Raw genomic sequence first — 12,144 nt, 5'->3', positions numbered from 1 at the left:
TAAGTAGCTTACTGAAAGTTTTCCAAAAAATGGCATTCTTTTTATTCCTGAAACACTTAACTTGAGATGAATGGCTGGAAAAAAGAAAGTCACAGGAAACCTGAACACATTGTTCAACAAGTATTCAGGGAAGGAAAAGCTGGAGGATGAGATCGACAAGCTCCAGTCACACATCCTTGAGCTGGAGATCGACAGGAAAAGGTTTGAGAAGAACGAAACCAATGCAAAACGTGCCCTTGCGGCAAAGCAGGAAGCGGAGGAAAAGCTCAAAGCTGCTAACGTAAAGATCGAAACACTCACCTACCAGCTTGAAGAGAAGAGAACGGAAGTCTCAGAAGAGATCTCATTTGCCCTTATCGAAGAGGTCACACCGTCACAGATGACATCCTATATTGACCAGCTGGCATCCATAAGATCTGACCGCGATTCACTGCTAACTGCCTACATTACTGAAAATGAGATGAATTTGAATGTCGGAATCTTAAAAGATGGTATGAGGGAGATAGACCAGAATAGCCAGTACCTGATACAGAAGATCAAAAGCGACACCGGATATGCACTATTCTATGACAGGATGCAGATGGTCAAAGAGGTAGTAGTTCCTGCACTTCCATTTGAAAGAAGTTCTGTAGAAATGTCCAGTTCGTTTGGAACCGGGACGCTAAAGAGCACCCTCATGAAGGACATAAACGTATGTATCCTCGCGGCCCACGCCGGAGAATCACTTATCGGCATATCTTCCGATAAGACCGAATTTGAGGAAGATATGATCATCCGGAGCAGTGTAAAAGCCAAACATACAAAGGGTGGCTTCAGCCAGAGGCGCTTTGAAAGGCTCAGGGATGAAGATATTGACCATCATGTGGAAAAGGTCAGGAGCGCACTGAAGAACATGCTTGAGCATGCTACAGTTGATATTGACATGATCATCATATGCGGGGACAATGTGCTGGCAAATTATATCCTTGAAAATATCGATACTGACATACCCATCATGGAAAGGAACATTGATGCAAAGATCGAAAAACATGATATTGACAGCATAATAAGAAGTATCTTCAGCTGCCGCCGATATAAACTATAACAGGAGCGAACATGGTAGAACCGGAAGAGATCGAAGGCATGGCAGATGCACTTGGGGCTGTTACACATGACGAAATTGTAGAACTCGCCCAGGAACTTGCCTATAAAAGAGAAGAGAATATACCTGACGAGGAAGAGATCACAATAATGCTGGAAAAGGCAGTCTCCCAACACCTGCTTGAAGCAATATCCATTGAGGAACTTAGCGAAGTTGATGCTAAGGACAGTGAAGATGTTAACTATTATATTGTAGGTCCACATGCATTCCCGAAGTTTCCATTCGATCTGAGCGAGGTCATTGACATCCTGAAACTGGGCAGGCGAGAGATCGATCCGGATAAGATCACAAAGCGATTTTCCGGAAGACTGAAAGCCAGAATTACAAAGATCAGACATAATATAGAGGACTTTGCTAAGGGAGATAACGATAGCATTGACATCCCGACCCTCGAACACAGATACAGCGACCTGTTAAATCTCTACTATGACTATGATTCGTGGCTTGAAGGTGAGATCACAGAGATGGAGACTGAGATACTGGATATTAGCAAACAGATCGATGCCCTGGGAGCAGCACAAGATATTTGATGTTTGTATGCGATGAGAGGTGAAGATAGATATGGCAAGGCATAGAAGAGATACCTATTACTGGCGTGCAAAAGAAGAAGGATATCGTTCGAGGGCAGCCTATAAGCTTTTCCAGATCAACGAGAAATATAAAGTCATAAAGGAAGGAGATACCATTGTAGATCTTGGAGCTGCACCTGGTGGATGGCTTGAGGTTGCAAAGAAGCTCTCAGAAGGAAAGGTCGTCGGAGTCGACCTTCGACGCATCAAAGAGATCGAAGGCGTGGACACAATAAAAGGAGATATCACATCCGATGTGACTATCAGGAAGATCATAGACATGGTCGGTGAAGATGGAGCCGATGTTGTCATCTGTGATGCCGCACCAAACCTTTCAGGTAACTGGAGCCTTGACCATGCACGGTCCATAGACCTTACGACATCTGCACTGGAATGCGCAAAGAAAATACTCAAACCCAATGGACACTTTGTTGTGAAGGTATTTCAGGGAGATATGTTCAAAGACTTCATTGACAAGGTTCGCGACAGTTTCACATTTACCAAGGCATACTCACCACAGGCATCAAGGTCTGAAAGCGCAGAGATATATGTGATCGGTAAGAAGTTCCTCACCGCACCTTTGCACAAGAACGATGAGTTCGATGTCGTTATCAAGGAAATGGGCGCATCCGGAGATGGCATTGCCTATATTGAGGACTTCGTGGTTTTTGTTAAAATGGCAGAAAAAGGAGACTCTGTGAAGATCCAGATCACAGATGTCAAACCGAACTTTGCTTTTGCAAAGGTCATTGAACGTTATGAAGAGCAATGACTCCAATAAAAAGGTTAAATTAGTTGAATTAATAACAAAAAAATCATCCCTTCAGCGATCCTGAAGGGTTTCCACTTCTTCTACAAGCCGATTGCCTGCAGCCACTTCATCTATGCTGTGCACAACTGCACCAAGATTTTCGATGGATTGCCTTATCACATTATAGTCGATCTGATCACCTTCAATAGTGATCTTGATGTTCTCTGTTTTTTGATCGACTTCATACAAACCGATGTTCACACCAGTAACACCATCAATAACACTCAAATTTTCTGCCAGTTCAATGGTAGAGGGATGGTGAGGTTTCAACACATCCAGAACCAATCTTCTTATTCCTGTCAATTTGTTCATCCTTCCCAAAGTTTCCGATAGTTACGGAGAATTATAGAAATACAGACAACATAATATGATGATCAATCTTAGATTTTGTCAGCAAACTTTATATAAATATTGATTATAATACTGTTCGTACATAAACGATTTATATTGGAATGACATTTAGAGACCATTCATTTTATACATTTTTGCAGGTGAAAAAATGATAGACCTACACACACACACCGTTTTCAGTGACGGAGAACTCATCCCAAGCGAACTCGTCCGTCGGGCTGTCACCTTCGGATACCGAGCCATAGGAATAACGGACCACGTTGATTATACTAACATAGAACATGTACTTTCATGCGTAAAGAAAGCAAAATACATGGAAGAGGTCATGGACATCAGGATACTGCCGGGAGTTGAGCTCACACACGTCCACCCTGCAAAGATCGCACCTCTTGCAAAGATGGCAAAGGAGCTGGGAGCAGAGATCGTAGTAGTTCACGGAGAATCACCGGTAGAACCCGTTGCACCTGGAACCAATGCCGCATCTGTTGCCTGTGAAGATGTCGACATCCTTGCACACCCGGGATTCCTCACCATCGAGGAAGCACAGATGGCAGTGGATAACGATATCTGCATTGAGATCACCGCAAGGAACGGACACAACAGAACTAACGGACACGTTGCCAGGATCGGTACTGAGGTCGGTGCCACCATGGTCGTCAATACCGATACCCACAGCCCTGAAAACCTTATCACAAAAGAGACAGCTTTGAAAGTCGCCATGGGAGCCGGACTGACAGGAGACCAGGCAAAGAAAGTTCTCGAGAACTCTGTCCGCTTCATCGAATAATGCCGGGACGATCTAATTACCGGCTGTAAGAACAACGTACATTCGTGTCGGCGTATATCCGACACATAATTCTTTTTATTCTACCTTTTTCAAATGGAGCCAGTTTAAGATGATAGCTGGTCTTTATCAAAATTGGTTCTGCGAATAGTACATTTTCACAAAAAGATATTATCATTCCTTTTTGAAAGCTGTTGAAGTTAGAAATGACTGAGAGTCTGCTTTCCCCCATCGAAAACGAGTTCGAAGCTGAAATCCCCGTTTATCGGACCTTCTATCACTACGCCCTCGCTCAGGCTGCCATCAGGATAGAAATCTTCATGGAATATCCATTTGCCACCTTCATCCTGGATACCTTTCCTGAATTCCACAGGTTCACCGCTGATAAGAACACGTGTTTTCACTCCACTGGAATAGCTGCAAATAATTGTATTCTCTTCTACAGACCATTCTAAATTCGTAAGATTCCCATCTGAATCAGGGTCAGGATCAACTCCGAAAGCAACATAATTCACATGTTCCGGCAGGGAAAGTTCCACAGTGCACATCGACCCATCCGTGCCCTTTGAAGTAATCTCCCTGGCATAGCCATGCTGTATGGATGAGATCTTCAAGGCAGCATCTTCCAGCTGCCTGTCAACATCCGCATCATCCATTACAGGAGCAATGTTGTTCCATGAAACGGCTGCAAGCACAACTATCAGAGCGGTAATTGTAAGATAGACCACCATTTTCAGTGGGATGGTATCCACACCACGCGTATCTGCGAGAAAACGTTGAAGGTAGTCCACAATTACTCACCAAACAGGATCAATCCAACCACTCGAAAAACTTGTCAAGTGCCCTGCGCCTGTGAGAGATAGTGTTCTTGATCTCGGTCCCAAGTTCACCGAATGTCTTACCCTCGTATTCGAATATAGGATCATAACCAAACCCGCCGGTACCGCGCTCCTCAAAAGCGATCTTGCCTTCCACAGTACCTGTGAATACGGAAGGTTCTCCCCCGGGTTCACAATAGCCGATCACCGATTTGAAAACGGCACTTCTGTCATCCTCACCTTCCATGAGCTTAAGGACCTTCTGGTTTCCAAGATTGTCCTCCACAAATGCGGAATATGGACCTGGAAAACCATTCAGCGTATTGATGAACAGACCGGAATCATCCACCATGACAGGATGTTTCAGCTTTTCAGCAGCCCATTTTGCACCGTATGCAGCAATAGGTTCAAGGTCATCTTCCTGAAGTTCGGGATAACCATCAGTGTTCTGTATCATCTCAATATCCTTTGCAGCCAGTATCTCCTTTGCTTCTCCAAACTTTCCCTTATTTCCAGTAACGAATACCATTTTACGCATAGCGACCCCTCTTCTCGATCTCTTTTACCCGAAGCAGAACATCATCTGCTTTGTCAAGTTTCCTTCTGTAACCACGACAGAATGCTTCTATCAGGTCTTCATAATTTGTATGTGTACTTTCAAATGTCTGGAACAGCACATGAACATCCACCCCTCTGGATTCCACAGAACTGTCAACGAATGCCAGACCAAAATCTATCAGGTAGATACGACCATCCTTTACGATCATATTGGAAGTGGTAAGATCTCCATGAATGATCCCACCGCTGTGAAGTCTTCCGATAACCTCACCCACAAGTTCACACCGGTTAGCATCCACCATATACTTCAATGGTTTCCCATCGATAAATTCCATCTCAATGGTAAAATCATAGATATCATGTATTATCGGGGTCGCAACACCACATCGCCGTGCTTCTGACATCAGGCGTGCTTCTGCTCGCGTCCTTTCCTTGCGAATCCGCTCATCCAGTTCCTGAACCCTGTATCGCTTAGGCATGCGTTCCTTGACCACGAAGCCACCTTTAAGGCTTACATTGGCCTCAGCACCACTTCTCAGGTACATCAAAGCACCTCCTGATGCTTATCCGCGATCCATGTAACATCCACAGTATCCGGTCTGAAGCTTGGATCAACATGTGAATTTTCGATTGGAGTGGTGGTTCCTGATCTGAACATAAGGAGCCCAGTATATGCGATCATTGCCCCGTTGTCACCCATAAATCTCTTTTCCGGAACATAAAATTGGGCACCACGGTCATCACACATCACATCCAGCATCTCCCTGAGCCTCATGTTCGCACCTACCCCGCCTGCAAGCAGCACCTCGTTCTTGCCGGTATGTGCAAGTGCACGTTCTGTAACTTCCACAAGCATTGCAAAGGCATTCTCCTGGAAAGAATAACAGACATCCTCAAGGGGCGAGGACTTTAACGCATCTTTAGCAGCTGTTGAAAGTCCGGAAAAGGAGAAATCCATACCTTTGACGACATAAGGTAGCCTGACATAGCCTGTAGCTTTCTTTGCATATTCTTCGATCTTTGGTCCTCCGGGATGGCTTAAGCCCGCACCCCTTGCAAACTTATCCAGTGCATTCCCGACTCCAATATCAAGAGTCTCTCCGAATATCCGGTATTTTCCAGCCCTATGTGCAAGGACCTGAGAATTGCCCCCGCTGACATATAGTACGACCGGGTCATTTGCAGGTGTTTTCCACCTCCCTATCTCAATGTGAGCAATGCAATGATTCACCCCTACCAGAGGAACATCAAGTGACATTGCAAGTGCCCTTGCAGATGTGGCAACCGTTCTGAGACAAGCACCAAGGCCCGGGCCCTGGGAGAATGCAATTGCATCAATGTCCTGTGGATGATGACCTTTATCCCTGAGTTCCTTAAGGAGCCTTTCGATAACAGCAGATGCATACATCGCATGATGCTGGGCAGCTTCCCTGGGATGAATTCCCCCGGTCGCCGGACGATATGTCTCCGTGACCTCTGCGATAACATCGTCTTCGTTAACAATAGCTGCACTCAGGTTCCATGCTGTGCCTTCTATACCAAGAACTGTGGTCAATAAATAAGTCTCCTTGAAAAGTAATCGTTTTTTGTGTGTATTAACCTTGCTTCCTTACATATAACTTACCAGTTGAGAAACGTTTTAGTAGTTAGCAAGACAATCCACCACCATGGAAGAGAAGAACAAAAGAACAAGTAAACCAGAAATCACTACCGAGGAACTCCTGCGGAACATCGGTCAGCCACATCTTGGAACACACATTCCGCCATCACTAAATGATGAACTTCCTGCCCTTGATGGAATTGAGTTCATGCCGCATAAGACAGCCGGATTACAATCACCAGCAGATATGTGGATCGACAAAGCAAGGATCAGTGATAACCTTCATAAAAAAACTGTTGTGGAAAAGATCCTGAAAGGTAAGACACTCTAAATTCAGACGATTTGAAGTGAGACGATCTGAAGCAAACCTATCATTCAGATCATTTCATCAAAAAACTAACTAAAAAAGGAATAAAAAGAGAAGGATGGATCAGATAATATCCATCTCACTCAACCTGTTCGGAAGATAAGTATCCGTCACGAAATCAAGTCCTTTTCCTGCAAAGGCTTGTTGTTCCGCCTTTTTCTTAATGCTAAGTTGCAGGCTTATCTGTTCTTTCCAGTAGTCGTTTGCAAACCTCGGATCTGTCAGCTCACTTCTCAATGCATCAATATCCTTGTCGGTCAGCTTGTCAGTGGAAAGTTCATACTCTACGATATCGGACGGCTGTACACCAATGAACTTGGCTGCAGGTGTTGCCATGAACTCCGAAAGGTGAGCACTTTTGATAGCACCGTAAGCGACCGATGCAAATATCCTGTAGGACCACGGGTCGCCATCAGTAAAGACCACTACAGGGATGCCCAGCTCTTCGTTCATTCTTTTGATAAGACGGCGTGTTGACCTTGCAGGCTGTCCTTTAAGGTGCACAAGGATGGCATTGTACTTTTCATCAAAGCCATTCTCAATAAGCCTCGCGTACATACCACCAGTCTCGATCGCAATAATGAACTTGGCATCGTGGTCAAGGAATTCTATATTCTCAACATTGAATGGTATCTGGTAACCACTTTCGCCAATATCTTCCTGGCAATGTATGACACGTGCACCACGCTTTGTTTCCTCCCGTATCCTGATAGGACCGAACATGGTAGCACCGTCCTCCTCAGGACGCATGTGGAAATATTCCCTCTGGAGTGCTGTTATGATCTCAAGGTCTTCGATCAGCCTGTTACTCTCAGCCTGTTCACGGAACTTGGCAATGTCCCAGTTCTCTGAGATGTAATATAACTCCCTCAAGGTCGAACCACGGTCCTGTGCCAGATGGTTCTTTACCAGGAAATCGATCGAATACACGGTCTTGAGAAGCTGGAAAGCTCCCTTGACGGTCTTGGCGGTCCTCTGGGTCTCACGATCACCATAGACCCAGACATCACTTTTCTCACTATACTCGATGTTGTTCTTGGTACGACTTGAAATACTGACGTTCGGGACGATCTCGTCTACGAACTGGTCATACAAATTCTCGGTCAAGCCGAGCAAGCGGTTCTTTGCCAGCAGATCATGCTGTTTTTTCTGTTTTGAATATTTGGAATTGACATCATCTGCCATTTCAGATCACCCCTTTGATAGCTTTTGCACCTGTAACAAGCTCTTCCTCAAGACCCTCGACGATCAACTGCGGAAGCCTTGCTACCTCAGCTTCGGCAATGGTTTCAAGATCATAGGTCACTGCCTTGGAAGCTTCAGGAGAAAGTTTCATGGCCCACACATAATCAAAATCACTTCCCATTGAGATGATCTTCGGTTCGGGAACAACATCCTTGATCTCATAGGGAAGCATGTCATGCAATTTGAATTCAGCAAGCTTGTTGCCATAGTTCTTCACCGTTACGGAAACATTCACCCCTCCATCACCATTCTGCACAACCTTTCGCATCACAAGGAGATTACCCATGACCTTTGCAACCACAGGATTGATGTCAGGAACTTCGCGCTCAAGGGTATCAGCAAGTTTTTGTGCCATCTTAGGAAGCACTTTGGTAATTATGACCTCTTTCTCCCGCCTCTTCTTCAATGTACCCTGGCGGTTCAGGTAACGGTTCAATTTCCTTGACACTTCCTTGATAGCAAGCTCCACCTCATCCCTTATCTCAGGGATCTCTGCAATAGCATCCTTGGACTCGGAAGTGAATGGAACATTGGTGGATGCAACATGAATAAGAAGTACTACAGGTCCGGTAGGCATCCCGCCTCCGGGCTGGTTCAGTCCATACTGTTTCCACTTGATACCCTCTACTGCATGGGTTGTTACACAACCACCCTGCTGGTAGAGAAGTGGAACACGGTTAGCAAATCTCATTATATCGATACGATCATCCTTCTGGAGATCGCCACCATATGCAATACCCACTTCCACAACGAAAGGATTTCCTGAGAACACGGAAGCTGATCGGGTGGTGGTTGCAATAAAGTCAACATTGAATTCTTTCTCAAGACCTTTGTAGATCAGGTCTTCACCGATAGGAGACAGGCAATCGGTAGGAGGAGACATAATCTTTACTTTCTTGAATGCATCCAGCAGTTTCTTAGACATATCCCTTGATATTTCCGAAGGAGGCAACTCGGGATCAAGTCCGGCTGCTTTGCAGATCTCCTCAGCAGTGAGCAAACCGATCTTGGAAAAAGAGTATCGCAAAAATGGTGCAAGCTTCTGGCGCTCAGTATAGCGAAGCATCTTCATAAGCGTACCAAGTTCGATACCATGGGGATGTGGCAGGATCTCCTTTGCAGGTATAGGAAGTTTGTCTGTTGCTCTTTCAAAGACCACTTCATTGCCGTCCGGCTCTATCAATGTGAGTCTGGTATGAGGGTTAACAATGGCAGTAGCCTTCAGGTATTCATAGATGGACTGCCTGCGTCCTTTGACATAGGATGCTTCCATTTCCAGTTCCACACGTGTACCATGAGGACGGTCCCAGTCAATTACCTCATCACGAAGGATCTCAGGATCATTTGTACTGGTATTGATCATAAGTTCATAGTGATGAGCAGGGGAACCGCTGCCTATCTTGGAGATGATCTTGGTAGGATGACCTGCTGTCAGCTGGGCATAAAGAACAGAAGCAGATATTCCGATACCCTGCTGTCCACGGCTCTGCTTTAATGCATGGAATCGTGAACCATAAAGCAGTTTTGCGAATACCTTCGGGATCTGGTCTTTAACGATACCCGGACCATTATCCTCCACGATCACAGAAACATTATCTTTTCCCACACGTTCAATATGAAGCAGGATATCCGGGAGGATCTCCGCTTCTTCACATGCATCAAGGGAGTTATCCACTGCTTCTTTTACGGTTGTGATCAGACTGCGAGGGGCTGAATCAAAACCAAGGATCTGCCTGTTCTTTTCAAAAAATTCCGCAACACTTATCGCTTGTTGCTTTTTTGCAAGTTCTTCTGCAATTGGGGCTGCCATAAAATATTCATCCTGCTATGGTAAAAACTGATAGGAATAACGACTGTACATTTCCTGAGAATTTCAGGGCCTACTGCTGTAATCAGTAAAAAAAGGAATACAAGATATTTATTAGTTTGCAGCCATCACAACTTTCGGTGTGAGTACTACAAAACGATTTCTTCAAAATATTTCCACAAAAAGGTTAAATCGATGAAGACTGCACCGATCACCGCATTAGACCATATCATATCAGAATAGATCAGATCATGTCATGTCATGCCATGTCAGGATCATTCACCAATATCTTCGTTCCAGAGTTTCGGATTCTTATTAATGAAATCTTCCATCATGGATACACATTCATCGGCATCAAGGTCGACCACTTCAACCCCATGGGATTCCATGAACACCCTTGCACCCGGGAAGGTCCTGGATTCTCCGACAATGACCTTTTTTATTCCAAATTGAACGACAGCGCCAGCACAAAGATAGCACGGCATCAAAGTGGAATAAAGAATTGAATCCCGGTAATGCCCGATCCTTCCTGCATCCCTGAGGCATGAAATTTCAGCGTGTGCCATTGGATCACCCTGCTGAACACGTAAATTATGACCCTGACCAATGATACTATCATCCCTTACAAGAACCGAACCAATAGGAATTCCGCCATCATTAAGTCCCAATCTTGCCTCATCTATTGCTACTTGCATAAATTTATCCATAACATCACATCCAGATACTTCAAACAAAAATACTTTAATGTTAGAAATAACTTCTCAATTGAATTTAATCCGGGACTTCCAACCTGTAAACCCTGTCATTCTCACGTACCTTCGCCTCGACAGCAAGACCTACCTCATCCCCAGGTTCAGCTCTCCGGGCAGGACCATCATCACTCCTTAACTCTGTGACCTTCTGTTCAAGATAGGTATTCTTTCCTTCAATGATAATATCATCACCCACCTCAAGACCAGACTCCATAAGTCTTATTTCTGCAGCACCCTGTTTCCTGTAGTAGTTGGTCACTACACCTACAGCCTGTCTTTTAACAACAGAGATATTCATATCCTGCTCGACATACATGCCATCGGGACCTGGAACACCAAAATAGAAGCCTGTGGAAAAACCCCGGTTAAACACCGATGCCATCTCTTCTTTCCAGCCAGCGGCTTTCTCCCGACTATACGTTCCATCCCTGTATGCATCAAGTGCTTCACGATAACATCGGGAAACGGTTGAAGTATATCTCGTATCCCTTAAACGCCCTTCAACCTTGAAAGCATCCACACCTGCATCGATGAGTTCAGGAATATGTTCTATCATGCAGAGATCCCTTGCACTCAGCAGGTACTTACCTTCAACATCAACTTCACTTCCATCCTCACCTACCAGTTTCCAGCCCCAGCGACATGGCTGGGAGCATTCTCCGCAATTGCCGGACTTGCCAAGGATGTAGGCTGAAAGATAACATCTGCCTGATATTGCCTGACACATGGCACCATGTATGAAAACCTCCAGTTCTGTATCGGTATTCTGTCGGATATTCTTTATCTGCTCAAGACTGAGTTCCCTTGCAAGCACCACACGGGAAGCTCCAAGAGATGCATAGAAATTGACCGTCTGCCAGTTGGACACGTTCGCCTGTGTGGAAATATGAACCCGCAAACCCGCATCCACGGCTTTTGTTATCACCGCAGGGTCCCAGGCAATGACAGCATCCACATCAGATGATGCCACTGCGTCGATCACATCGTCAAGCTCAGGAAGATCATCAGGATAGATCACAGTATTCAGTGCAAGGTAAGCATTCATGCCCTGCTCTTTAACATCAGTAACAAATGAGTTCAGGTCATCAAGAGTAATATCACAGGCCCTTGCCCTGAGACTGAACCTATCAACGGAAAAATAAACGCCATCAGCATGATCCTTACATGCAGAAAGGGCTGCACGGTTCTTTACACCCATCATAAGTTCCGGAATCTTGCCGGATTTATCAGGCTGGTCCATGGGTTAGCATCGTAAGTGATGGTTTAAATTAGTTATTGTCAGAGTTCTGCATTCGTGCAGACGCTGACAAAATACAAAAAAAGGAGAGTGATCCAGACCAA

General features: G+C 45.0%; 14 protein-coding genes. 5 read left to right on the top strand and 9 right to left on the bottom strand.

Annotation, left to right across the window (positions count from 1 at the left end; genetic code table 11):
* Positions 1-70: 70 nt before the first annotated feature.
* From E7X56_RS03855 to E7X56_RS03845, 3 genes are read left to right on the top strand one after another with little or no spacing between them, the layout of a single operon-like run.
* Entirely contained in the window at positions 71-1,084 is a 1,014-nt protein-coding gene (locus tag E7X56_RS03855; protein ID WP_135605037.1) for a Vms1/Ankzf1 family peptidyl-tRNA hydrolase, read from the top strand.
* Between the two features lie 11 nt (positions 1,085-1,095).
* Positions 1,096-1,671, top strand: a complete 576-nt coding sequence (locus tag E7X56_RS03850; RefSeq protein ID WP_135605036.1) for a hypothetical protein — start codon at positions 1,096-1,098, stop codon at positions 1,669-1,671.
* Positions 1,672-1,702: 31 nt separating this feature from the next.
* Positions 1,703-2,482 (top strand): 23S rRNA (uridine(2552)-2'-O)-methyltransferase, encoded by a 780-nt coding sequence (locus E7X56_RS03845; RefSeq protein ID WP_135605034.1) that lies wholly within the window; start codon positions 1,703-1,705, stop codon positions 2,480-2,482.
* A 51-nt stretch (positions 2,483-2,533) separates the two neighbouring features.
* Here the strand turns inward: E7X56_RS03845 and E7X56_RS03840 are convergent, their stop codons facing one another.
* Entirely contained in the window at positions 2,534-2,833 is a 300-nt protein-coding gene (locus E7X56_RS03840) for a DUF211 domain-containing protein (protein ID WP_167879274.1), read from the bottom strand.
* Between the two features lie 187 nt (positions 2,834-3,020).
* Between E7X56_RS03840 and E7X56_RS03835 the strand changes: the two genes are divergently transcribed.
* Positions 3,021-3,659, top strand: coding sequence for a histidinol phosphate phosphatase domain-containing protein (locus E7X56_RS03835; RefSeq protein ID WP_135605032.1), 639 nt, complete (start codon positions 3,021-3,023; stop codon positions 3,657-3,659).
* A gap of 197 nt (positions 3,660-3,856) precedes the next feature.
* Here E7X56_RS03835 and E7X56_RS03830 read toward each other — a convergent pair whose 3' ends face one another.
* From E7X56_RS03830 to E7X56_RS03815, 4 genes are read right to left on the bottom strand one after another with little or no spacing between them, the layout of a single operon-like run.
* Positions 3,857-4,447, bottom strand: a complete 591-nt coding sequence (locus tag E7X56_RS03830) for a hypothetical protein (RefSeq protein WP_244603390.1) — start codon at positions 4,445-4,447, stop codon at positions 3,857-3,859.
* 19 nt (positions 4,448-4,466) lie between these two features.
* Positions 4,467-5,012, bottom strand: a complete 546-nt coding sequence (locus E7X56_RS03825; protein ID WP_135605030.1) for an XTP/dITP diphosphatase — start codon at positions 5,010-5,012, stop codon at positions 4,467-4,469.
* Positions 5,005-5,577: a Kae1-associated kinase Bud32 gene (locus E7X56_RS03820; protein ID WP_135605028.1), complete on the bottom strand. Its 573-nt coding sequence runs from the start codon at positions 5,575-5,577 to the stop codon at positions 5,005-5,007. The genes E7X56_RS03825 and E7X56_RS03820 overlap by 8 nt, the downstream gene beginning before the upstream one ends.
* Positions 5,577-6,587, bottom strand: a complete 1,011-nt coding sequence (locus E7X56_RS03815; RefSeq protein WP_135605026.1) for a bifunctional N(6)-L-threonylcarbamoyladenine synthase/serine/threonine protein kinase — start codon at positions 6,585-6,587, stop codon at positions 5,577-5,579. The genes E7X56_RS03820 and E7X56_RS03815 overlap by 1 nt, the downstream gene beginning before the upstream one ends.
* A gap of 112 nt (positions 6,588-6,699) precedes the next feature.
* Between E7X56_RS03815 and E7X56_RS03810 the strand changes: the two genes are divergently transcribed.
* Positions 6,700-6,963 (top strand): hypothetical protein, encoded by a 264-nt coding sequence (locus E7X56_RS03810; protein WP_135605024.1) that lies wholly within the window; start codon positions 6,700-6,702, stop codon positions 6,961-6,963.
* 99 nt (positions 6,964-7,062) lie between these two features.
* Here E7X56_RS03810 and E7X56_RS03805 read toward each other — a convergent pair whose 3' ends face one another.
* The 4 genes from E7X56_RS03805 to E7X56_RS03790 all read right to left on the bottom strand — a co-directional run bounded on the left by E7X56_RS03805 (position 7,063) and on the right by E7X56_RS03790 (position 12,043).
* On the bottom strand, positions 7,063-8,184 hold the full coding sequence (locus E7X56_RS03805; RefSeq protein WP_135605022.1) for a DNA topoisomerase IV subunit A: 1,122 nt from the start codon (positions 8,182-8,184) through the stop codon (positions 7,063-7,065).
* Position 8,185: 1 nt separating this feature from the next.
* A complete protein-coding gene (locus tag E7X56_RS03800; RefSeq protein WP_135605020.1) occupies positions 8,186-10,054 on the bottom strand; it encodes a DNA topoisomerase VI subunit B in 1,869 nt (622 codons plus the stop codon).
* 272 nt (positions 10,055-10,326) lie between these two features.
* Positions 10,327-10,758 (bottom strand): nucleoside deaminase, encoded by a 432-nt coding sequence (locus E7X56_RS03795; RefSeq protein ID WP_135605018.1) that lies wholly within the window; start codon positions 10,756-10,758, stop codon positions 10,327-10,329.
* A gap of 64 nt (positions 10,759-10,822) precedes the next feature.
* On the bottom strand, positions 10,823-12,043 hold the full coding sequence (locus E7X56_RS03790; protein WP_135605016.1) for a peptidase U32 family protein: 1,221 nt from the start codon (positions 12,041-12,043) through the stop codon (positions 10,823-10,825).
* Positions 12,044-12,144: the final 101 nt, after the last annotated feature.

Source organism: Methanococcoides sp. NM1 (genome assembly GCF_900774285.1).
In the GTDB taxonomy this organism is placed as follows: domain Archaea; phylum Halobacteriota; class Methanosarcinia; order Methanosarcinales; family Methanosarcinaceae; genus Methanococcoides; species Methanococcoides vulcani.
The sequence above is the reverse complement of the archived record's forward strand: the minus strand, read 5'-3'. Positions and strand labels throughout refer to the sequence as shown.